Source organism: Methylobacterium sp. 2A, from assembly GCF_009806555.1.
GTDB lineage: Bacteria > Pseudomonadota > Alphaproteobacteria > Rhizobiales > Beijerinckiaceae > Methylobacterium.
The window spans coordinates 463,122-485,341 of the sequence record NZ_VUOK01000003.1; the positions used below are offsets into that span (position 1 = coordinate 463,122).

Genomic DNA, 22,220 nt, shown 5'->3' on the forward strand with positions numbered 1-22,220 from the left:
GTGGTGCGGTCCTCGCATGTTGCGCGGGCCACTACTCCGCCGCCGGCAGGTCGAGGGCCAGGAGCCGCGCCGTCCGGCTGCGGGTGGTCCGGCGCGTCTCTACCTGATCGGTCTGCCGCCGCGCGTCGGCGATGGCCGCGTGAACCCCGTCGACCGCCAGGATCAGGGCGCTGACCGTGCGGGCATCGATGCTGCGCTCCCGGGCGTAGCAGACCACGTCGGCCACCAGCCCGTCGGTCTCGACCGCGAGGGCGTCGAGCGCGTCGCTCTGCGTCGCCGCCCGCACCTCGCCCATGATGGCGAGCAGGCGATCGAGGACGAAGTCGATGCGCTCCCGGCGCTTGCGGGCGAGCCGCTGCCCGAGCCACGCGAAGCCCGAGCCGATCGTGCCGCCGAAGAAGGCGAAGAGGTAGATGTAGTCCTCGTAGCGATCGAGGAAGGTCTGCTGCTCGCGCTCGAAATAATCGACCGCGCCGGGATGGTTCGGCAGGCGCGCCGAGGTCGCCGCCACCGTCGTGTCGAAGTCGGGCGCCTTCATCAGCTTGGCGACGGGGGCCGTCGAGGCGAGCCGCGAGCGCCACTCGAACAGGTGCTGCGTCGCCGAGGCCACCGCGACCCGGCTGACCGTGCCACGGGCCATCAGGCGATAGGAGGCGCCGACGGTCTTGATGTCCTCGTCCGGGCGCTTCGGGCGCCCGCCAAACGTCCCGGCCGGGATGGTCACCGATTGCAGCTCGGGGAAGCGCTGCAGGATCGCATCCCCGTCCGGGATCGAGACGAAACCGATCTTGTGCTCCGGCGAACCCAGCTCGACGGCGCGGACCATCGCGGCGGCCGTCTTCGAGGCGGGACTCGCGATGACGGCGACCGCATCGACCCGCTTGTCGTTGAGCGCGGCCGTCACCTCGCCGACCTTCAGCGGCACGACGACGACGTGACCGGCCTCCGCCTCCTCGGCCGACTGAGCGTCTTCGGTGGCCGCAGCGGGCCGGTTCTCCGGTACGAGATCGTAGAAGGAGAGCAGGTTCGTCAGGAAGGGCAGGTCGGCGCTGTGCCGCACGACGATGCCGAGGCGCTTGCGCGCCAAAGCGGGAATATCGTCGAGATCGGACGCCTCGGGCGCCGCGATGACCAGGGCCTCGTCGTGCAGGATCGCGAGCGTCAGGCCGTTCTCGGGCAGGAACACGTCCGGCCGGACCACGGCGAGATCCGCCTTGTTCCGCTGGAGCGCCAGGGCGCTGTCGCGGACGTCGCCGTAGCGCACGACCTTGAGGCGCACGTCTTCGCGAGCCCGGTCGAGGGCGCCGGCATAGGCTTCGATCAAGGCGGCCTCGGGCCCGTCATTGGGGCCGACCGCCACCGTGAGCGTGTTCGGGCGCGACAGATAGACGATCGCGGCCGCGACCGCGGCCAGCCCCACGGCCACCAGGACCAGGAGCCATTCGCGGCGCATCAGAGCGGCCGCCACGGCATGAAAGCGCCGCCGCCACGGGGATCGCGGTTGGTCGGGCGAGGGACGGTGGTTCGGGCCATGGCCGAGCCTGTCGCGTTGCGCGCGTTCCATACCCAAATCATGGAACGCAAACCTGTCGAGATCGTGAAGAACCGGTGAAACGACCATTCGTTGCAGGATCCGGGCCGGACGGCCGTGAGATCGTGGCCCCGCCCCCGAAGCCGATCAGCCCTACCTGGCTCGAACGGGCGGCTTTGCACTACCTGGAGCGCTACAGCGCCTCCACCGAGATGCTGCGCCGGACCTTGGCGCGGCGCGTGGAGAAGCGGGCGCGGTTGCGCGGCGAGGATCCGGCGGCCTTCGCCGAGATGATCGCCGCCACCGTGGCGCGGGCGGTCTCGGCCGGCCTCGTGGACGATGCGCGCTTCACCGAGACCCGCGTCGCCACGCTGCGCCGCCGCGGCACGTCGAGCCGGGGCGTCTCGGCCAAGCTCGCCGCCAAGGGGGTGCCGCGCGACGTGGTCGAGGCCGCCATGCAGGCCGAGCGCGACGCCGTGCCGGACGGGGAAGCGATCGACGATCAGGCCGCCCGGGCCTACGCTAGGCGGCGGCGGCTCGGGCCGTTTCGCCGGCCGGACCTGCGGGAAGCGCACCGCGACCGGGACCTCGCCGCCCTGGCCCGGGCCGGCTTTTCCTATGATCTCGCCCGCCGGGTGGTGGATGCCGAGGCGGAGGAGGCCGGTTGACGGGTGCGGCATCGCGGCTCGGGGTTAACAGCGGGTCGGCCTTGCACCTTCGGCCGCGTTGTTCATTGTCTGTTCGATGGACGAGACCCTCGCCAAGAAGCTGCGCATCCTGGCCGATGCCGCGAAGTACGATGCCTCCTGCGCCTCCTCGGCCGCGCCGAAGCGCGCCGCCGGCAAGGACGGGCTGGGCTCCACCACCGGGGCGGGGATCTGCCACGCCTACACGCCGGACGGGCGCTGCGTCTCGCTTCTGAAGATCCTGCTGACCAATTGGTGCCTGTTCGACTGCGCCTATTGCGTCAACCGGCGCTCCTCGAACGTGCGGCGGGCGAAGTTCTCGGTCGAGGAGGTCGTCAACCTCACGCTCAATTTCTACAAGCGTAACTACATCGAGGGCCTGTTCCTGTCCTCCGGCATCATCAAGTCGCCCGACCACACGATGGAGCTGCTGACCCGGGTAGCGAAATCGCTCCGGCGCGACCATGGCTTCGCGGGCTACATCCACCTGAAGTCGATCCCGGAGGCGAGCCCCTGGCTGATCGAGGAGGCCGGGCTCTACGCCGACCGGCTCTCGATCAACGTCGAGCTTCCCACCGAGGCCAGCCTGGAGCGGCTGGCGCCCGAGAAGGACGGGGCCGCGATCCAGGGGGCGATGGCGCAGATCGGCGAGCGCATCGTGCAGGCCAAGGCCGAGAAGCGGCGCTTTTCGCCGGCCGGTCACTCGACGCAGGTGATCGTGGGGGCGGATGCCACCACCGACGAGGCGCTGATCCGCAAGAGCGCGCTGCTCTACGGCAGCGTCGGGCTGAAGCGGGTCTACTACTCGGCCTTCAGCCCGATCCCGGACGGCTCCGCGATCCTGCCGCCGAAGCCGCCGCCGTTGCAGCGGGAACACCGGCTGTATCAGGCCGACTGGCTGCTGCGGTACTACGAATTCACCCCCGACGAGGTCGCCGACGCCTCGGAGGGCGGGATGCTCGCCCTCGACATCGACCCGAAGCTCGCCTGGGCGCTCAAGCACCGCGAGAAATTCCCGGTGGACGTGAACAAGGCCGACCGGGAATGGCTGCTGCGGGTGCCGGGCCTCGGCGCCCGCGCGGTGGACAAGATCGTCACGGCGCGCCGCCACGCGACCCTGCGCCTGGACGATGTGGCGCGGCTGACCTCGGGGCTGAAGCGGGCACGGCCGTTCCTCGTCGCGGCCGACCATCGGCCGGTGGGGCTGACCGATCGGCTCGATCTGCGCACGCGGCTGGTCGAGCCGGCGACGCAGCTGAGCCTGTTCTGATGAAGCGCGGAACCACAACTCTCCCTCCGCCCTCTGCGGGGGAGGGTGGTCCTCGCGTGAGCGAGGGTCGGGAGCGGGGAGCGACGGTGCAGAATGAGGTTTTGGCCTTCAAACCGGCTCCGCTCATTCCGGAAGCCGTGCTCCTCTCTCCCGGCCCGCTTCGCGGGCCACCCTCCCCCGCAGAGGGGGGCGGGGATCCCTGTCGGCCGCGCGCCATCGCCTTGCGCCCCGGCGCCGACCTCGACGGCTTCCGCAACGCCGTCCGAAGCCTCATTGCGCAGGGCGTGCCGCCCGAGGCCGTGACGTGGTCGGTGACGGATTCCCCCGGCCTGTTCGGCGCCGACGCGGAGCAGGCGCCCGCCGCCCCGCTCGCCCTGCTCAAGCCCGTCGCCGCCCTGATCCCGCAGGTGATCCCCCACCGCGATCCGGAGCGCTACGGCCTGCTCTACGCCCTGATCTGGCGGGTCTGCCACGGGGAGCGGCACCTGATGGAGGTCGGCAGCGATCCGCTGGTCCACCGCCTGCACCGGATGGCGAAGGCGATCGGGCGCGACCTTCACAAGATGCACGCCTTCCTGCGCTTCCGCCGGGCGGAGGATAGCGGCGGCGAGTACTACGTCGCGTGGTTCGAGCCCGATCACCACATCCTGGAGGCGGCCGCGCCGTTCTTCGTCAGCCGTTTCCGCGGCATGCGCTGGTCGATCCTGACGCCCGACGGCTCGGCGCATTGGGACACCGAGACCCTGACCTTCGGCCCTCCGGGCGACCGCGGAAAACTCCCCGAGGGCGACGGCTTCGAGGCCGGTTGGCAGACCTATTACGAAAGCACGTTCAACCCGGCCCGCACCAACCTCAAAGCCATGCGGGCCGAGATGCCCAAGAAATACTGGCACAACATGCCGGAGACCGCCGCGATCCCCGCTCTGGTCCGGGCGGCGGCCGGGCGCACCGAAGCGATGATCGAGAGGGAGCCGACCTTGCCCACACGCCGCGAACCCGCCCGCGCCGTCGCCGCGATGGCCGATCAGGACCCCAAGAGCCTCGACGAACTCAACGCGATCATCCGCCGGACCGAACCGCTGGTGCCGGGCGCCACCCAGGCGGTGCTCGGCGAGGGGCCGGTCGGCGCCACGATCGCCTTCGTCGGCGAGCAGCCGGGCGATCAGGAGGACCGGCAGGGCCGGCCCTTCGTCGGACCCGCGGGCCAGATCCTCTCCCGCGCCATGGCGGAGGCCGGGATCGACCGGGGGGCGAGCTATCTCACGAATGCGGTCAAGCACTTCAAGTTCGAGGAGCGCGGCAAGCGCCGCATCCACCAGAAGCCGACCGCCGGTGAGGTCAGCCATTACCGCTGGTGGCTCGATCGGGAATTGGAATTCGTTGCCCCCAAGCTCGTGGTGGCGCTCGGCGCGACCGCCGTGCTGGCCCTGACCGGCAAGGCCGTGCCGATCACCCGGGCGCGCGGCCCGTTCCGGTTCGACCGGCACGACAACCGATTCCAGGGCTTCATCACGGTCCACCCCTCCTACCTGCTGCGCCTGCCCGACGAGGCGAAGGAGGAGGCCTACGCGGCCTTCGTCGATGATTTGCGCCGGGTGGAGGTGCTCGGGCGCGAACTCGCGGCGTGATCCTCCAATCCCGCGGTTCTGTTATGCTGATGGGCGCCGATTCCTCCGGTCCCACGGTTATGGACAAGTTTGCCGCCCTCGACATCCTGCGCGCCAACGAGGCGGAGCTGCGCCGCCGCGGCGTGCTGCATGCGGCCCTGTTCGGCTCGGTCGCCCGTGGGGAGGCGCAGGCCGACAGCGACCTCGACGTGATGATCGAAATCGATGCGCCCGTCGTCGGCGGTCTTTTCGGCTATGTCGGGCTGTGCCACTTCATCGACGACCTATTTCCGATCCGGGTCGACGTGGCGGACCGAGCGGCCCTGAAGGATAGGGTCCGAAAGCACGCAGAGCGCGATGCCATTTTCGCCTTCTGAGCGCGAGCGGACGGCCTGCGCCGACATCATCGCCAACGCCGAGCGTGCCGCGCGCTTCGTGGCCGGTTTCACGCTCGAGACTTTCGGGGCGGACGAGCGCACGCACTTCGCGGTCGTGCGCTGCCTGGAGATCGTCTCGGAGGCGAGCCGCCGATTGAGCGCCGAGACGAAGGCCAGGTATCCGGACGTGCCGTGGCGACAGATCGCGGATGCGGGCAACGTCTATCGCCATAGCTATCACCGGGTGACGCTGGACATCGTCTGGCTCACCGTCCACCACGAGTTGCCCGTTCTCGTCGCGGCCTGCCGCGCCGAACTCGCCCGCGCGCCCGACCCCTGATCGCCCCGAGCCGCCTGAGCCCATGACCGACGCGAAGCCTGACGCGAGCCCCGAGACCAAACCCGTCGGCCCCGGCGATCAGGTGATCCTGGTCGACGGCTCGTCCTTCATCTTCCGGGCCTATTTCCAGTCGATCAACCAGGACCAGAAGTACAATTCCCGCCCCTCCGACGGGCTGCCCACCGGCGCCGTGCGGCTGTTCTGCACCAAGATCGCGCAGTTCCTGCAGGACGGCGCCGCCGGCACGATGCCGACCCATCTCGGCATCGTCTTCGACAAGTCCGAGGGCTCGTTCCGCAAGGAGATGTTCCCCGACTACAAGGGTCACCGCCCCGACGCGCCGGACGACCTCAAGCGCCAGATGCCGCTGATGCGCGACGCCGTGCGCGCCTTCGGCCTGCACGCGGTAGAGTTGGAGCGCTACGAGGCCGACGACCTGATCGCCACCTATACCCGCCAGGCCGAGGCGCGGGGCGCGGGCGTCATCATCGTCTCCTCCGACAAGGACCTGATGCAGCTCGTCGGGCCGCAGGTGCGGTTCTACGATTTCGAATCCGGCGCCAAGGGCAAGCCCGGCTACCGGCCGGAGCGCAATCTCGACGTCGAGGCGATCATCGCCAAGTGGGAGGGGCTTCAGCCGAACCAGATCGGCGACGCCCTGGCGCTGATCGGCGACACCTCCGACAACGTGCCCGGCGTCCCCGGCATCGGCCTGAAGACCGCGGCCGCGCTGATCAAGGAATTCGGCAGCCTGGAGACGCTGCTGGAGCGGGCGGGCGAGATCAAGCAGCCCAAGCGCCGGGAGACCCTGCTCGCCAGCATCGATCAGGCGCGGCTCTCGCGGAAGCTCGTGGCGCTGATGGAGGACGTGCCGGTTCCGGTGCCCCTCGACGATCTCGGCGTGCCCAAGCCCGATCCGGACAAGCTCGTCGGCTTCCTGAAGGCGATGGAGTTCAACACGCTCACCCGCCGCATCGCTCAGATGCTGCATGTCGACCCCGAGGCGGTGAAACCCGATCCGCGGCTCCTGCCGGGCGCCCGACCGCATGGCTACGCGAACGGCGCGGGCGGCAGCGACGCGGTGCCGTTCTTCGGCGATTCCGTGCCGCCCGACCCCGAAACCGCGGCGGCCGGGGCCGAGCGCCCGCCGGGCGCCGCTCCCCCTGAGGGGGGCGAGGTCGATCCCTTCGCCGACCTCGACCTGCCGGACGCCCCCGCCAAACCCCGGGCGCCCGTCGAGGCGACGCCCGGCAACGTGGTGGCGGCCCGGGCCGCGGAAGCCGTAGCGCCCTTCGACACCGCCGCCTACGAGACCGTCGCGACCCTGGAGCAGCTCGACGCCTGGATTGCCGAGGCCGAAGAAGCCGGGGTGATCGCGGTCGATACCGAGACCGACGCGCTGGATGCCCACAAGGCCGGATTGGTCGGCGTCTCGCTGGCGGTCGCCACCGGCCGCGCCTGCTACATTCCGCTCGCTCACGTCCAGGCCGCCAAGGTCCAGGCCGACGCCACCGACCTGTTCGGCGAGGGCGCCGCGCCCTCCGACGTGGTCGAGCCGGTGCCGGGTCAGATCCCGCTCAAGGAGGCCATTGCCCGGCTGAAGCCGCTCCTGGAGAACCCGGGCGTCCTCAAGGTCGGCCAGAACCTGAAATACGATTGGGTCGTGCTCGCCCGCTACGGCATCGAGATCGCGCCCTTCGACGACACGATGCTGATCTCCTACGTGCTCGACGCCGGCAAGGGCGGCCACGGCATGGACGAACTCGCCCGGCGCCATCTCGGCCACCAGCCGATCACGTTTTCCGATGTCGCCGGCACCGGCCGAAACAAGGTGACGTTCGACCGGGTCGCCATCGACAAGGCCACCACCTACGCGGCCGAGGACGCGGACGTGACCTTGCGCCTGTGGCGGATGATGAAGCCGCGCCTCGTGGCCGAGCACCGCGTTGCGGTCTACGAGACCCTGGAGCGGCCCCTGCTGCCGGTGATCGCCCGGATGGAGCAGCGCGGCATCCGGGTCGACCGCGACATGCTGAGCCGGCTCTCAGGCGATTTCTCGCAGATCCTGGTGCGCCTGGAGGAGGAGATCCAGGAGGATGCGGGGGAAAAATTTTCGGTCGGCTCGCCCAAGCAGATCGGCGACATCCTGTTCGGGAAAATGGGGCTGCCGGGCGCCAAGAAGACGCCCTCCGGCCAATGGGCGACGCCCGCCACGCTGTTGGAAGAACTGGCCCAGGCGGGGCACGAACTCCCCAAGAAAATTTTGGAATACCGCCAGCTCTCGAAGCTGAAATCCACCTACACGGACTCGCTCCAGACCCATGCGGATCGCGAGACGGCGCGGGTCCACACCTCGTTCTCGCTGGCGGCGACCACAACGGGGCGGCTGTCCTCGTCCGAGCCGAACCTGCAAAACATCCCGATCCGCACCGAGGAGGGCCGGCGCATCCGCCGCGCCTTCGTGGCCGCGCCCGGCAACCGGCTGATCTCGGCCGACTATTCGCAGATCGAGTTGCGGCTGCTGGCCCACATGGCCGACATCCCGGAACTGCGAAAGGCGTTCGCGGACGGGATCGACATCCACGCGGCGACGGCCTCGGCGATGTTCGGCGTGCCGCTCAAGGAGATGACGCCCGACCTGCGGCGCCGGGCCAAGACCATCAATTTCGGCATCATCTACGGCATCTCGGCCTTCGGGCTGGCCGACCGGCTGGGGATCGGCCGCGAGGAGGCCTCGGCCTTCATCAAGCAGTATTTCGAGCAGTTCCCGGGCATCCGCGACTACATCGACACCACCAAGCGGAGCTGCCGCGACAAGGGCTACGTCACGACCCTGTTCGGCCGGGTCTGCCACTATCCGCAGATCCGCTCCAACAACCCGTCCGAGCGCGCCAGCGTCGAGCGGCAGGCGATCAACGCGCCGATCCAGGGCTCGGCCGCCGACATCATCCGTCGGGCCATGACCCGGATGGAGGGGGCGCTGGCGGCGCAAAAGCTCAAGGCGCAGATGCTGCTGCAGGTGCACGACGAGCTGGTGTTCGAGGTCTCCGAGGAGGAGGTGGAGGCGGCGATCCCGGTGATCGCCGGGGTGATGGAGCAGGCGCCGGCGCCGGCTCTGACCTTACGGGTGCCGCTGGTGGTGGAAGCTAAGGCCGCGGGGAATTGGCAGGAGGCGCATTGAGAGCGCGGCTGTGGCGCTTGGCCGGCTTATGTCGGAAGGTCGCAATATCCATGCTGTCCAATCCATCCCCTCATCCTGAGGTGCGGCGAAGCCGCCTCGAAGGAGGGCTCCAGGGATCGCGCGGCTGGCTGGAGGGCTCCTTCGAGGCCTGCGCTGCGCTCCGGCACCTCAGGATGAGGTGGGGGCTGGATTGGCGTTGAACATCTCGATCGCAACGAGCGGAGCAAAGCAAATCAGGGCCATGCGCCACCTCATGGGCCTGGCAAACGCGTATTCAGCACACTGGCAATGAACGCATCCTTGGCGGCCCGGTAGGGTGCCATCGGCTTGTTCTGGTGTGCCAGCTTGAGAGCGTTGTAGCGCTCCACAAGTGCCGGGTCGGACCGCAATGCGTCGGCGAAGAGGCGGAACAAGTCGAGGGCGCCCCCTTGGACGGTCAGTTGAACGCCGAGATGCGGCGCCCGGGTCGCATCCGCGAAGGCCGAAAACGCGTCGGTTCGGGTCGATCCTTCGTTTCGGGCGAAAAGCCGTGCGAGCCGTTCATCGGCGTCGGCAAAGTCGGCGCGCGCGACGCGTACCACCACGTCGAGATCACCCTTGGTCAGGCAACCCGGTATGGCGGTCGCTCCGACATGCCGGATCTCCGCCGAGGCGGGCAGCTGAGGGCGCAACTCGTCGCGCACCGCCCGGAACAGGCGTTCGGCCGCCGCGCGAGCCGCGTCGCTGTCGGCGAGGCGAAACAATCCTTCGTTCGTCATGCCGTCCGCCTACAGCCTCTCACAATCGACCCTGTTCAAGCGTTCTCGCGCCAGAGATCGATAGCGGCATCTTGGAGATGCCGCCAAAGACGGTCATACGCCGTACGCCCATGACTTGCGCCATTCATAGCTTGTGACCGACCCACTCGCCTTCCTCGCCGGTGGCGGCGAAGCCGCGCGCATGATCCGTGCGCGCGACTGGACGGACCACCCCCTCGGCCCCCCGGAGGCGTGGCCAGCGGATTTCCGCGCGGCGCTCTCCCTCGTGCTCAACTCGCCGGAATCGATGATCCTGGCCTGGGGACCCGATCTGCACTTCTTCTTCAACGACACCTACGTCCCGCTGCTCGGGCCGCGCCTGCCGTGGGCCATGGGCGCGCGGTTCGACGAAGTCTGGGCCGATGCCTGGGATCAAGCCAAGCCGATCATCGACGCCGCCCTGGCGGGCCGGCCGGAGCGCTTCGTCGATCTGCCCTGGCGGCTCGACACCGACCGGGGCGCCCGGGAGACGTGGTGGACCTTCTCGTACTCGCGCGTCCTCGATGCCGCGGGCGAGGTCGCCGGCCTGTTCATCCTCACCAACGAGACCACCGGCCGGGTGCTGGCCGACGCGGCCCTGGTCGAGAGCCGCGCCCAGCTCGAATCCGCGCTCACGGAACTCGGCCGCCTCAACGGCACCCTGGCCCAGCAGGTCGCGCAGCGGACCGCCGACCGCAACGCGCTGTGGACGCTCTCCACCGACATGATGCTGCGCAGCCTGTTCGACGGGACGATCACCGCGGTGAACCCGGCCTGGACCGAGGTGCTGGGCTGGCGGTCGGACGAACTCGTCGGCACCAACCTGATGGACTTCGTCCACCCGGACGATCGGGACCGCACCACCGAGGGGGCGCAGTGTCTCGCCGCGGGTGAGCGCCTCACGCGGTTCGACAACCGCTACCGCCACCGGGACGGCGGCTACCGCTGGATCAGCTGGTCGGCCCGGCCGGGGGAGGGGGGGATCAACGCAGTCGGGCGCGACTTCACCGCCGAGCGCGAGCGCGCCGACGCCCTGGCGGCCGCCGAGGAGGCCCTGCGGCAGTCGCAGAAGATGGAGGCGGTGGGCCAGCTCACCGGCGGCCTCGCGCACGACTTCAACAACCTGCTGGCCGGCATCTCCGGTTCGCTGGAGCTGATCCAGACCCGGCTGAGCCAGGGCCGGATGATGGATGTCGATCGCTACATCAGCGCCGCCCAGGGCGCGACCAAGCGCGCCGCCGCCCTGACGCACCGGCTCCTCGCCTTCTCGCGCCGCCAGACCCTCGATCCGAAGCCCACCGATGTGAACCGGCTGGTCGCCGGCCTGGAGGAGCTGATCCGCCGCACCGTCGGGCCCGCCATCGCGGTCGAGGTGACCGGTGAGCCCGAGCTCTGGCCGGCCCTGGTCGATCCGCCGCAGCTCGAGAACGCGCTGCTCAACCTGTGCATCAACGCCCGGGATGCGATGCCGGAGGGCGGCCGGATCGCCGTCGCGACCGCCAACGCGCGGCTCGACGCCGACGCGGCCCGCCGCCTCGACATGCCGCCGGGGCCGTATCTCACGCTCTGCGTCACCGATACCGGCACCGGCATGCCCCCGGAGGTCGTGGAGCGGGTGTTCGAGCCGTTCTTCACCACGAAGCCCCTCGGGCAGGGCACCGGCCTCGGCCTCTCGATGATCTACGGCTTCGCCCAGCAATCCGGCGGGCAGGTACGGATCGCTTCCGAGGTCGGCCGGGGCACCACGGTCTGCCTCTACCTGCCCCGCCACGGCGGCGCGGTGCCGGAGGAGGATGCGCAGGCCGCGCTCGGCGCGCCGCCCCGGGCCGCCCCCGGCGAGACCGTCCTCGTCGTCGATGACGAGCCGACCGTGCGGATGCTGGTGACGGAGGTGCTGGAGGATCTCGGCTATACGGCGATCGAGGCGGCCGACGGCGTCGCCGGGCTCAAGGTGCTGCAATCCGACGTGCGCATCGACCTGCTGGTGACCGATGTCGGGCTGCCCGGCGGCCTGAACGGGCGCCAGATGGCCGAAGCCGGCCGGGAGAGGCGCCCGGGGCTCAAGGTGCTGTTCATCACCGGCTACGCGGAGGCCACCGTGCTGGGCCACGGTCAGCTCGCCCCCGGCATGCAGGTGATGACCAAGCCGTTCGGCGTCGAGGTGCTGGGCGCCCGCATCCGCGAGATGATCGGGACGGCTTGACCGCGCGGCTTATGAGACCAGAACTGCCCTCCTGAACGGAACGAACCGGAACGGGAGGAGGGACGCCATGAAGGCGCTGCTGTGCACACGGCTCGACGGGCCCGACCATCTGGAGATCGTCGAGCGCCCCGATCCGGTCCCGGGGCCGGGCCAGGCCCTGGTGCGGATGCGGCTCGCGGCGCTGAACTTCTTCGACACGCTGATCGTGGCCGGCCGCTATCAGGTGAAGCCCGAACTGCCGTTCTCGCCGGGGGGCGAGGGTGTCGGCGTGGTCGAGGCGCTGGGCGAAGGAGCGGGGGAGGGGGCTTCGGGCGTCGCCGTGGGCGACCGGGTGATCGTCCATGCCGGACACGGCTGCTGCGCCGAGCGGATCGCCATCGATGCAGGGCGGCTCACGCCCGTTCCGGACGCGGTGCCGGACGAGCAGGCGGCCGGGCTCACCATCACGTACGGCACCTCGCTCCACGCGCTTGCCAACCGGGCGCGGCTCCGGCCCGGGGAATGGCTGGCGGTGCTGGGCGCCACCGGGGGCGTCGGCCTCGCCGCCGTGGAACTCGGCCGGCTGATGGGTGCCCGGGTGATCGCCTGCGCGTCGTCCGAGGAGAAGCTCGCCGTCGCCCGTGCCCACGGGGCCGAGGCGGGCCTCGTCTACGATCCTGCCACCCTCAAGGACGCGTTGCGCGAAATCTCCGGCGGCGGGGTCGATGTCGTCTACGACGCGGTCGGCGACGCCTTCGCAGAACCGGCCCTGCGCGCGCTCGGCTGGCGCGGGCGCTACCTCGTGATCGGCTTCGCCGCCGGCGCGATCCCGCGCCTGCCGCTGAACCTGATCCTCCTGAAGGAACTCGACGTGCAGGGCGTCCACTGGGGCGCCTTCCTGGAGCGTGAGCCGGAGGCGCACCGGGCCGACCAGCGTCGGCTCCTCGACTGGGTCGCCGCGGGCAAGCTCACCGCACAGGTGCACGGCACCTACCCCCTGGCGGAGTTTCCGGAAGCCTTCGGCCTGCTGACCCGCCGGGCGGCGGTGGGCAAGGTGCTGCTGCGGCCCTGACCCGCGCAACGAAGGGTATCGGGTAGGGCTATCCGTCCGATGACGTTGTGCGGGCAATTCTGCGTGGGGATCATCACGCGACAGCAATTTCGACAGCTTGACGTCATCAATCCATGCCACAACCGTGAGGTTGTTAGGGTTGGGGGCTCAAGATGATCTGGTTCAAGAGTATCATTTTTAAGGTAGCTATTCCGCCAATTATTTATTTCGTTCTGCTTCTCGTCAATGCGGGAGGAAACTTTGCAGAAATTGAGCAGGTCAATGCATCCGCCGCGGAGATCCGGGATGTTTGGATGCGCAAGGACGCCGAGTTAAACGCGATCCAGTTTCTGGTTCTGCGATACCACACGACGACCATCCGCAAGGTCATCGCCGTCGATGCGAACGAGAACCGGGATCTCGACCAGGAATTCGTCGAAATGAACGTGACCGTCCCAGAGGCGTTCCGGGCCTACCGTGCCCGAATCAGCTCGCCCCGCGAGACAGCGCTATGGGACGCCTTCGAGAAGCGGTGGCAGGGGTATCTCGCCGCGCGCGCGGCGATCATCAGCGCGCTCGAGCGCGGCGACCGGGACGCGGCCCGCAATGCCATCGCGCCGGCCCGCGCGCCGCTGGTCGACAGCTTCAAGGCGCTCGCGGATCTGGCACAGGTGAACGCCGAGGGGACGCAACATTCGACGCAGCGCGCCGAGGAGGCCTATCGGACGGCCTGGACCGCGTCGCTCGGCCTCCTGCTGGCGGGCCTGCTCGTCACGGGGGCAACGTTGTGGTGGATCTGGCGCCTGGTCGCGCGGCCGATCCGGTCCCTGGCGGGCGTCATGAGCCGGCTGGCGGCGAACGACCTCACCGCATCGGTCCCGGGCGCAGGACGCGGCGACGAGATCGGCGCCATGGCCGCCTCCGTCCAGGTCTTCAAGGATGGCCTGACGCGAGCGCGCGCGCTCGAGGCCGAGGCCGCCGAAGCCCGCGCCAGCGCCGAGGCGCAGCGCCGGGCCGGGATGCACCAGATCGCCGAGGCCTTCGAGAACGCCGTCGGCGGCATCATCGGCACGGTCTCGGCGGCGGCCTCCGCCCTTCAGGACACGGCCACGGTCATGACCCGGACGGCATCCGGAACGGCCGACCGGTCCAGGCGCGTGGCGAGTGCGGCCGAGACCGCCGCCGCCAACGTCAACACCGCGGCCTCCGCGGCCGAGGAACTCGGCTCATCGGTCCAGGAGATCGGCCGTCAGGTATCGAGTTCCTCGGCGCTCACGCAGGCAGCCGTCGAGGAGGCCGACGCCACTGCGCATCTGGTGCAGGATCTGAGCGGCGCGGCCGCGCAGATCGGCGACGTGGTCACGATGATCACAACCATCGCCGAGCAGACGAACCTGCTGGCCCTCAACGCGACGATCGAGGCGGCGCGCGCCGGTGAGGCGGGGCGCGGCTTCGCCGTCGTGGCCGCGGAGGTGAAGGAGCTGGCGGGCCAGACCGCCAAGGCGACCGACGAGATCAGCGGTCACATCGCCCGGATCCAGGGATCGACCGGCGATGCCGTGTCGGCGATCGGCCGGATCGGCGGACGCATCCAGGAGATCCGCGCCGTCACGACCCTGATCGCGGCCGCCGTGGAGCAGCAGGGCGCGGCCACCCAGGAGATCGTCCGCAACGTCGCGCAGGCGGCGCAGGGTGCCGGCGAGGTGACCGGCACCATCACGGGCGTCGCGGAGGCCGCGAAGGAGACCGGGACGGCGGCGGATCAGGTGCTCACCGCGGCCTCGGAGCTGACGCAGCATTCCGAGCATCTCGGCCGCGAGGTGACGCGCTTCCTCGCGACCGTGCGGGCCGCCTGAGCGGGTTCAGAGCAGCCCCTGCGCCTTGGCGAGGCCGACGAGATCGGTCTGCGGGCGGGCGCCGATGTGCTGGATCACCTCGGCGGCCGCCAGCGTGCCGAGGCGGGCGCTGGCGACGTTGTCGAGGCCGCGGGCGTGGCCGGCCAGGAACCCGGCCGCGAACAGGTCGCCGGCCCCGGTCGTGTCCACCACCGCCTGGACCGGGCTCGCCGCGACGGCGCGGACCTCGCCGCCCTGCACCACCAGGGCGCCGTCGGCCGAGCGGGTGACGAGGCCGAGCAGGTGACGGCCGCGGGCGTTGCGCTCGTCGCGCAAAGCCGCCACGGCGGCCTCGGCATCGTCGGTCTGATAGAGGCTCTGGAGCTCGCCCATGTTGGCGAACAGGATGTCGATGCTGCCGTCGCGGATCAGGCCCAGGAACTCGTCCCGGTAGCGGCCGACGCAGAAGGCGTCCGACAGGGTCAGCGCCACGGCGTTGCCGGCCTGGTGGGCGATCTCGACGGCCTTGCGGAACGCGTCCTTGGCGGCCGGCGGATCCCAGAGGTAGCCTTCGAGATAGACGACCTTGGCCGAGCTCACGAGGGCCTTGTCGACGTCCTCGGGCGAGAGGCCCTGGCAGGCGCCGAGATAGGTGCTCATGGTGCGCTCGCCGTCCGGCGTCACCAGGATGAGGCAGCGGGCCGTGGCCGGCCCCTCGGTCGCCGCCGGGACGGTGAAGCCGACGCCGGTGGCCTTCAGGTCATGGCCGAACAGGGTGCCGAGCTCGTCGTCCCGCACCTTGCCGACGAAGCCGGTCCTGGCGCCGAGGAGGGCCGCGCCCACGGCGGTGTTCGCCCCCGAGCCGCCCGACACGATCGTCGTCTGGCCCATGGCCTGGAACAGCGTCTCCGCCCGGGGTTCGTCGATGAGCTGCATGGCGCCCTTGGCGACGCCCTGGGCGCTGAGGAAGGACTCGTCCGCGCGGGCGATCACGTCGACGATCGCGTTGCCGAGCACGAGGAGATCGAGGGAGGCTGTCATCGGGCGTCCTGATTCGGGTTCGCGCCGCTGTGGCATCCGCCTCGGATCGGATCAAGCCGCGGGATCTGCGGGGGGCGGGAGATCGGCGAACAGGTCGGAGACGGGCAGCGTCAGGCCGGGCGGGGTCAGGTCGAGGGTGCCCTCGGTCGCGATGCGGGTCATGATCTGGCCTTCAGCGTCGCGCCCATGGTGGATGGCCACCCGCTTGACCGGATCAATCATCAGGTAATGCGCCACGCTCGCGAGACTGAAATAGCCTGCGAGCTTGCGGCCTGAGTCCACCGACGCCGTGCTGGGCGAGACCACTTCGACCACGATGACGGCATTGGTGATCTCGATCGCGTCCGGGTCGGCACGCGCGCCACAATAGACGAGGGCATCGGGCTCGAAGAGGGTGGTGCGGTCGATGCGCACGCTCATGCCGTCGGGCAGCGCGCGACACGGAAGCTGCGTCCGGCCCAGGGCGGATCGAAGCGCCAGATAGGCGGACGCCTTGACTTCGGCATGCCGGACACGCTCGGGCGACATCGCGAAGATCTCGCCATCGACCAGTTCGTGGCGCCCCGGCCGGCCCTCGGCCCAGACCAGGAACTCATCGACCGTCATCCGCGGCTTCGGCTGTGCGGTCATGATGGCCCATCCACGCAATTCGACTGTGACGGCTGGCCGAGCCTCGGCGTCAGATCCCGATGAACAGCTCGGCCACGGCGATCTGCAGACCCGGCGGCGAGAGATCCAGGGTGCCCTCCGACACGATGTTCGTCTCGACGGCCTTCCCGGTTCCGCGACGATGATGAATGAGGATACGCTTCAGAGGATCGAGGATCAGATAATGGAACAGGCTCGCAACCTGGAAATAGCCAATCAGCTTGATCCCGGTATCGACGGACCTGGTCCCGGGCGAGAGCACCTCCACGACAACGACCGGGTTCGGCACCTCCACGGCGTCGAGGTCGATCGATGGCCCGCAATAGACCAGCGCGTCCGGCTCGAATGTCGTCGTCGCGTCGATGCGGACCGTCATCCCGTCCGGCATCATGTGGCAGGGGAGTCCGGCTTTCTCGATCGCCCGGCTCAGGGCCGTCTGAGCCGCGTACTTCACCAAGGCGTGTCCAGCCCGTTCGGGGGCCATCGCGAAGATCTCGCCATTGACGAGTTCGTAGCGCCCCGGCCGGCCCTCGGCCCAGACCAGGAACTCATCGACGGTCATCCGAGGCTTCGGCTGTGCGACCATGGTGTCAGGCTAGCACGATTCGATCCCGGACGAAGCCGGTGAGGCGACCGGAGGACGGCATGTATCGGCTTAGAACTGCCGGCGCGAAGCGCGATCCCGTCAAGCGCTGGAGCCTGCCCGACCGGGTGTTCTTCGCCTGCGGCGCCTGCCACATCCTGGCTCATGCCTTCCTCGAACGGTACGGCGGGCCGGACAGGGCCGTCCTCTGGTTCAAGCCCGCGCCCGGTTTCACGGGTAACCACATCGTGGTGGCGACCGAGGCCTGGGTGTTCGACTATCACGGCTATAGCGCTCGGGCGCGCTACATGGCCCACACCTTCGCACGTGCCCGGCACTGGTGGCCGGGCTGGCAGGCTGCGCTGATCGCGCTGCCGCCCGAGGTCCTCGTCTCGGAGGAGCGCTCCCGGCGTCACGAGGGCCTGTGGCTGCGGGAGCCCGGCCAGTTCCTCCACGATGCCCTGCCGCGGGCGCGCCGCTACCGCGATCGCTTCGGCCCGCCGCCCTGGTGAGGGCCTTCACCCGGCGATCTTCTCCAGCGCGACATCCCGCGTCCGGGGCCCGAGGAGCCCGACGAGCAGCCCCGCCGCCAGCATCGCCGCCGAGATGAACAGGAACACCCCCGCCGTTCCGGTCTCGCGCAGCACGAAGGCGATGACGAATCCGGTAAAAATCGCCGAGAACCGGCTCCACGAATACACGAAGCCCACCGCCCGGGCGCGGATGCCGGTCGGGAACAGCTCGGCCTGATAGGCGTGGAAGCTGTACGACATGACGTTGGAGGCGAGCGTCAGGCCGATCCCGAGCGCCACGATCGCGGCGACCTCCGTGGTCCGCGCGAAGGCGAGCCCGCAGGCGATGTACACGAGGGCGGCCGCCACGATCACATGCTTGCGCTCGAACCGGTCGGCGATGAGAAGTCCGATCAGCGGTCCGACCGGGGCGGCGAGCGCGATCAGCGCCGTGTAGGCGAGGCTCGACGTCACCGTGATGCCCTGCGCCACCAGCAGGGTTGGCACCCAGTTGGCGAAGCCGTAGAAGCCCACGGTCTGAAAGACGTTGAAGCCGGCCATCATCAGCGCCCTGCGGCGATAGGGCGGCACCCACAGGTCGCGGAACGCCCCGCGTGGCTGGACCGGATCCGGCGCGGCGGGCGGGGGCAGCCTGCCGCCCGCCTCGGCCGCGACCTGCGCTTCGAGCCGCCGCAGAACGGCATCGGCTTCGGCCAGGCGCCCGTGCTCGACCAGCCAGCGCGGACTCTCCGGCAGGCCCGCGCGCAGCCACCACACCATCAGGGCCGCCGAGGCCCCGATCAGCACGACCCAGCGCCAGCCGTCGATGCCGAGCGGCGCAGCCGGGATCAGCAGGTACGACAGGAACGCCACCACCGGCACTGCAGAGAAGCCGACGCCCTGGCACAAAGCGAAGGCGCGGCCGCGCATTGCCTTCGGGACCAGCTCCGACAGGTAGCTGCCGATCGTCACCATCTCGAGCCCGAGGCCGATCCCGGCGATGAGCCGCCAGAGGTTGAGCCCGAAGGCCTCGTGCTGGCAGGCCATCACGAGGTTGGCGGCCGTATAGGCCAGGAGCGACCACGTGAAGATCGCCCGACGCCCGAACCGGTCGGCGAGCCAGCCGCACAGCAGGGTGCCGATGAACAGGCCGGTGAACAGGGCGGCCACGAAGCTCGCGACACCGCTCGCGCCGAACAGGCCAGGCGTCGTCGGCGTCAGGATCCCGGCCTTGACCAATCCTGGGGCGACATAGCCGGTGAACAGCAGGTCGTAGAGCTCGAAGAAGAAGCCGAGGCCGAGGAGCACCACGAGCCGCCAGATCGTCCGGGTCGGCGGCAGCCGGTCCAGGCGGGCGAGGAGGCTGCCCGGATCGAGAGCGTCGGCCGAGCCCCGTGTCGCCGTAAGCGTCGCCATGCCGCCGCGTTCCCTCAGACGCCGGATCGGCGCCCCGGCGCAGTGCCGCGGAAATCCGCACCGTGCAAGCCGCTGGTCACGCCCCGAACACCGACCAGCCCATGCGCTGCGTCAGCCGCTCCAGGGCGATCCGGCCGAGATGGGAATTGCCGGCGGCGTCGAGGCCCGGCGACCAGACCGCGATCGACGCCTTGCCCGGCGCGACCGCCAGGATGCCGCCGCCGACGCCGCTCTTGCCCGGCAGGCCGACCCGGTAGGCGAACTCGCCCGAGCCGTCGTAATGGCCGCAGGTCAGCATGATCGCGTTGATGCGGCGCGCGCGCTCGGCCGAGACCACGGAATGGCCGGTGGTCGGATTGCGGCCGTTATGGGCCAGGAACCGCCCGGCGGTGGCGAGTTGCCGGCAGGTCATCGCGATGGCGCAATGGTGGAAGTAGACGCCGAGCGTGTAATCCACCGGATTGTCGATGACTCCGAAGGATTTCATGTAGTTGGCGAGCGCGGCGTTGCGGAAGCCCGTGCGCTTCTCCGAGGCCGCCACCCGCTCGTCGATGGTGATGCTGGAATCCTGGGCCAGGAACTGCATGAAGCGCAGGATCTCGCCCAGTGCCTCGCGCGGCTCGTGGCCGGAGAGGATCAGGTCGGTCACCGCGATGGCGCCGGCATTGATGAAGGGGTTGCGCGGCACCCCGCGCTCGCGCTCCAGCTGGACGATGGAGTTGAACGGATTGCCGGAGGGCTCGCGCCCGACCCGCTTCCACAGCCGGTCGCCGACCATGCCGAGCGCCAGGGTCAGGGTGAAGACCTTGGACACGCTCTGGATCGAGAACGGCGTGTCGCTGTCGCCGCCCGTGAAGGCCTGCCCCTCGGCGTCGATCACCGCGAGGCCGAACTTTTTGGGGTCGATGCGGGCGAGCTCGGGGATGTAGTCGGCGACTTGGCCCCGGTCGGAGCGCTGGGCCATCTCCTCGGAGATCTCCCGGATGACGTGGGCGAGGTCGGGCACGGAAGCGCTCAGGGTCGGGATGCCGCGGCCGCGGGCCGGTCACGCTGCCGATGCAAGGCCCGGTCCGCGGGTCGCGGCGTGGGGTGGATCTACCAGCGCGGTCGGGGGGTGGGAACCGCGAGGGCGGAATCGGGGGCATGGGACGGAACGCGGGTTTTCCCTCCCCCGCAAAGGGGGGAGGGAGCGCGCGTGGGCATTCGGCTCGGTCGATCCGCGTGCGCTCACGCCGCGGCGAGCGCCATCGCCATGGATTCCTTCTTCATCAGCTCGCGGAAGAAGCCGTCGAGATGGGTCAGCTTGTCGGGCGAGCCGTCCTGGGCGATGCGGCCGCCCTCCAGCACGACGATCCGGTCGAAATCCTGCAGCGTCGAGAGACGGTGCGCGATGGCGATGACGGTCCGGCCCTTCATCAGGTTGGCGAGCGCGTGCCGGATCGCCTCCTCGGATTCCGCGTCGAGCGCCGAGGTCGCCTCGTCGAGGAGCAGGATCGGCGAATTCTTGAGGATCGCCCGCGCGATGGCGATGCGCTGGCGCTGGCCGCCCGAGAGCTTCACGCCGCGATCGCCCACGATCGTGTCGAACCCCTCCGGCAGGGCCTTGATGAAGTCGGTGCAATGGGCCGCCTCGGCCGCCTGCCAGACCTCCTCGTCGGTCGCCTCGGGCCGTCCGTAGCGGATGTTCTCGCGCAGGGAGCGATGGAACATCGAGACGTCCTGCGGCACCACCGTGATGGCTTCGCGCAGGGATTCCTGCGTCACCCGCTGGATGTCCTGGCCGTTGATCCGGATCGCCCCTTTCTGCACGTCGTAGAAGCGCTGGAGCAGCGAGAACAGGGTCGACTTGCCGCCGCCCGACCGGCCCACGAGACCGACCTTCTGGCCGGGCTCGATCACGAGGTCGAAATCCGTGAAGACCGGGCGTCCGTCCGGATAATTGAAGGCGACGTGGTCGAACTCGATCTTGGCGCCCTGGCCGGTCAGCGGCTTGGCCTCCGGGTGATCGACGAGGTCGTGGGGCTGCAGCAGCGTGTGCAGCGCCTCGGACAGGCGGGCCGTGTGCTGCGTGGCATCGACCAGAGCCACCGCGAGGTCGCGGGTGGCGGCGAGGATGCGGATGCCCAGCGTGCAGACCAGCACGACCTGGCCGTTGGTCGCCTCCTTGGCCTCCCACATCTGGATCGCCCAGTAGAGCAGGCCGAACACCGCCAGCACGGTGAGCACCGCATGCACGATGCGCAGCTTCTCGAGGTAGAGGAGCGAGGAGCGGCGCGCCCGCATCTCGGTGGCGACGGTGCCCTCGAAGCGCTGGCCCTCCCGCTTGAACGCTGAGAAGGCGCGCACGAGCGACATGTTGCCGACGAGGTCGACCATCTCGCCGTCGACCGAGGCGGCCTTGGCGGCGAAGTCGTGGTGCAGCGGCTTGCCGGCCGCGGCCATCTTGAACATCAGCACGACGACGGCGGCGAAGACGCCGGCCAGGATGCACGCCATGGTGACGTTGACGGTGGCGATGTAGGCGATCGACCCGAAGGCCGCGACCGTCGGCGGCATCACGTTGAACACGAACATGTTCTCGACCGTGAAGATCGCGTTCGAGGTCGCCGTGATGCGGGACGCCAGGGTGCCCGGCTGCCGGTCGGAGAAGAAGGTCGGCGAATGGCCGGTCAGGTGCCGGAACAGGTCGCGGCGGATGTCGCCGGTGATGCCCACGAAGGTGAAGGCGCCGGTCAAGGCCGCGACGCGCCAGAGCATGTTGTCGGCGGCGATGAAGCCGATCAGGACCGCGAGCGCGCTCCAGATCACGGTGTTGCCCGGACCCGGCCCCTTGGTGAGCGCATCGACCACGCCCTTCAGGGCGTAATCGGTCGAGACCGAGAAGCCGACGGCGCCGAGCACGGAGATCAGGATGACCACATGCGGCAGCCAGCGGCGGCGGAGATACCGCCCGACGAAGGCGAAGGGCCTGTCGGCGTATCGGTGCAGCTCTTCCATCGCGGTGACCATTCCGTATTCGCGCGGCTCTGGCTTACGGGCAAGGCGGAGTGCAGCGCGGGCGCAGTCTAACCCGCAGCGGCAACGCGAGAGCGTTGCCATATGTTGCACCGGTCCGCACCTCCCGTGCGCTTTTATCCGTCAAACCTGAACACCGCTTGAGCGGCCGGGAAACACCCAAGCGAAT

General features: G+C 69.7%; 18 protein-coding genes. 10 read left to right on the top strand and 8 right to left on the bottom strand.

Features of this window, described 5'->3' with window-relative positions; all coding sequences use genetic code 11:
- Positions 1–31 precede the first annotated feature (31 nt).
- On the bottom strand, positions 32–1,453 hold the full coding sequence (locus tag FVE89_RS02320; RefSeq protein WP_160532499.1) for a TAXI family TRAP transporter solute-binding subunit: 1,422 nt from the start codon (positions 1,451–1,453) through the stop codon (positions 32–34).
- 224 nt (positions 1,454–1,677) lie between these two features.
- Here FVE89_RS02320 and FVE89_RS02325 point away from each other — a divergent pair, with 224 nt between their 5' ends.
- From FVE89_RS02325 to polA, 6 genes are all read left to right on the top strand, one after another.
- A complete protein-coding gene (locus FVE89_RS02325; protein WP_160532686.1) occupies positions 1,678–2,199 on the top strand; it encodes a RecX family transcriptional regulator in 522 nt (173 codons plus the stop codon).
- A gap of 76 nt (positions 2,200–2,275) precedes the next feature.
- Complete coding sequence (locus tag FVE89_RS02330) at positions 2,276–3,487, top strand: putative DNA modification/repair radical SAM protein (protein ID WP_160532500.1); 1,212 nt, start codon at positions 2,276–2,278, stop codon at positions 3,485–3,487.
- A gap of 215 nt (positions 3,488–3,702) precedes the next feature.
- Positions 3,703–5,115 carry a UdgX family uracil-DNA binding protein gene (locus FVE89_RS02335; protein ID WP_342390080.1) on the top strand — a complete coding sequence of 471 codons (1,413 nt, stop codon included), beginning with the start codon at positions 3,703–3,705 and terminating at the stop codon, positions 5,113–5,115.
- 59 nt (positions 5,116–5,174) lie between these two features.
- Positions 5,175–5,471 (top strand): nucleotidyltransferase domain-containing protein, encoded by a 297-nt coding sequence (locus FVE89_RS02340; protein WP_160532501.1) that lies wholly within the window; start codon positions 5,175–5,177, stop codon positions 5,469–5,471.
- Complete coding sequence (locus FVE89_RS02345; RefSeq protein WP_160532502.1) at positions 5,452–5,811, top strand: HepT-like ribonuclease domain-containing protein; 360 nt, start codon at positions 5,452–5,454, stop codon at positions 5,809–5,811. The genes FVE89_RS02340 and FVE89_RS02345 overlap by 20 nt, the downstream gene beginning before the upstream one ends.
- A gap of 22 nt (positions 5,812–5,833) precedes the next feature.
- Entirely contained in the window at positions 5,834–8,992 is a 3,159-nt protein-coding gene (gene polA / locus FVE89_RS02350) for a DNA polymerase I (protein ID WP_160532503.1), read from the top strand.
- 251 nt (positions 8,993–9,243) lie between these two features.
- Here polA and FVE89_RS02355 read toward each other — a convergent pair whose 3' ends face one another.
- Complete coding sequence (locus FVE89_RS02355) at positions 9,244–9,750, bottom strand: GrpB family protein (protein WP_160532504.1); 507 nt, start codon at positions 9,748–9,750, stop codon at positions 9,244–9,246.
- A gap of 133 nt (positions 9,751–9,883) precedes the next feature.
- Here FVE89_RS02355 and FVE89_RS02360 point away from each other — a divergent pair, with 133 nt between their 5' ends.
- The 3 genes from FVE89_RS02360 (at position 9,884) to FVE89_RS02370 (ending at position 14,857) form a co-directional block, all read left to right on the top strand.
- Entirely contained in the window at positions 9,884–11,971 is a 2,088-nt protein-coding gene (locus tag FVE89_RS02360; protein ID WP_160532505.1) for a PAS domain-containing sensor histidine kinase, read from the top strand.
- A 67-nt stretch (positions 11,972–12,038) separates the two neighbouring features.
- Complete coding sequence (locus FVE89_RS02365) at positions 12,039–13,022, top strand: NADPH:quinone oxidoreductase family protein (RefSeq protein WP_160532506.1); 984 nt, start codon at positions 12,039–12,041, stop codon at positions 13,020–13,022.
- 152 nt (positions 13,023–13,174) lie between these two features.
- Positions 13,175–14,857 (top strand): methyl-accepting chemotaxis protein, encoded by a 1,683-nt coding sequence (locus tag FVE89_RS02370; protein ID WP_160532507.1) that lies wholly within the window; start codon positions 13,175–13,177, stop codon positions 14,855–14,857.
- Positions 14,858–14,863: 6 nt separating this feature from the next.
- Here FVE89_RS02370 and FVE89_RS02375 read toward each other — a convergent pair whose 3' ends face one another.
- Genes FVE89_RS02375 through FVE89_RS02385 form a run of 3 tightly spaced genes read right to left on the bottom strand, consistent with a single transcriptional unit; the run spans position 14,864 to position 17,087 of the window.
- A complete protein-coding gene (locus FVE89_RS02375; RefSeq protein WP_160532508.1) occupies positions 14,864–15,877 on the bottom strand; it encodes an adenosine kinase in 1,014 nt (337 codons plus the stop codon).
- A gap of 51 nt (positions 15,878–15,928) precedes the next feature.
- Positions 15,929–16,507, bottom strand: coding sequence for a Uma2 family endonuclease (locus tag FVE89_RS02380; protein ID WP_160532509.1), 579 nt, complete (start codon positions 16,505–16,507; stop codon positions 15,929–15,931).
- A 49-nt stretch (positions 16,508–16,556) separates the two neighbouring features.
- A complete protein-coding gene (locus FVE89_RS02385) occupies positions 16,557–17,087 on the bottom strand; it encodes a Uma2 family endonuclease (RefSeq protein WP_246730449.1) in 531 nt (176 codons plus the stop codon).
- An 83-nt stretch (positions 17,088–17,170) separates the two neighbouring features.
- Here FVE89_RS02385 and FVE89_RS02390 point away from each other — a divergent pair, with 83 nt between their 5' ends.
- Positions 17,171–17,620, top strand: a complete 450-nt coding sequence (locus tag FVE89_RS02390) for a hypothetical protein (protein ID WP_160532688.1) — start codon at positions 17,171–17,173, stop codon at positions 17,618–17,620.
- Between the two features lie 6 nt (positions 17,621–17,626).
- Here the strand turns inward: FVE89_RS02390 and FVE89_RS02395 are convergent, their stop codons facing one another.
- The 3 genes from FVE89_RS02395 to FVE89_RS02405 all read right to left on the bottom strand — a co-directional run bounded on the left by FVE89_RS02395 (position 17,627) and on the right by FVE89_RS02405 (position 22,033).
- The gene (locus tag FVE89_RS02395) at positions 17,627–19,036 is read right to left on the bottom strand and encodes an MFS transporter (RefSeq protein ID WP_160532511.1); all 1,410 of its coding nucleotides are present in this window, start codon (positions 19,034–19,036) and stop codon (positions 17,627–17,629) included.
- Between the two features lie 76 nt (positions 19,037–19,112).
- Positions 19,113–20,042 carry a glutaminase gene (locus tag FVE89_RS02400; protein ID WP_160532512.1) on the bottom strand — a complete coding sequence of 310 codons (930 nt, stop codon included), beginning with the start codon at positions 20,040–20,042 and terminating at the stop codon, positions 19,113–19,115.
- A 221-nt stretch (positions 20,043–20,263) separates the two neighbouring features.
- Complete coding sequence (locus FVE89_RS02405) at positions 20,264–22,033, bottom strand: ABC transporter ATP-binding protein (RefSeq protein ID WP_160532513.1); 1,770 nt, start codon at positions 22,031–22,033, stop codon at positions 20,264–20,266.
- Positions 22,034–22,220 lie beyond the last annotated feature (187 nt).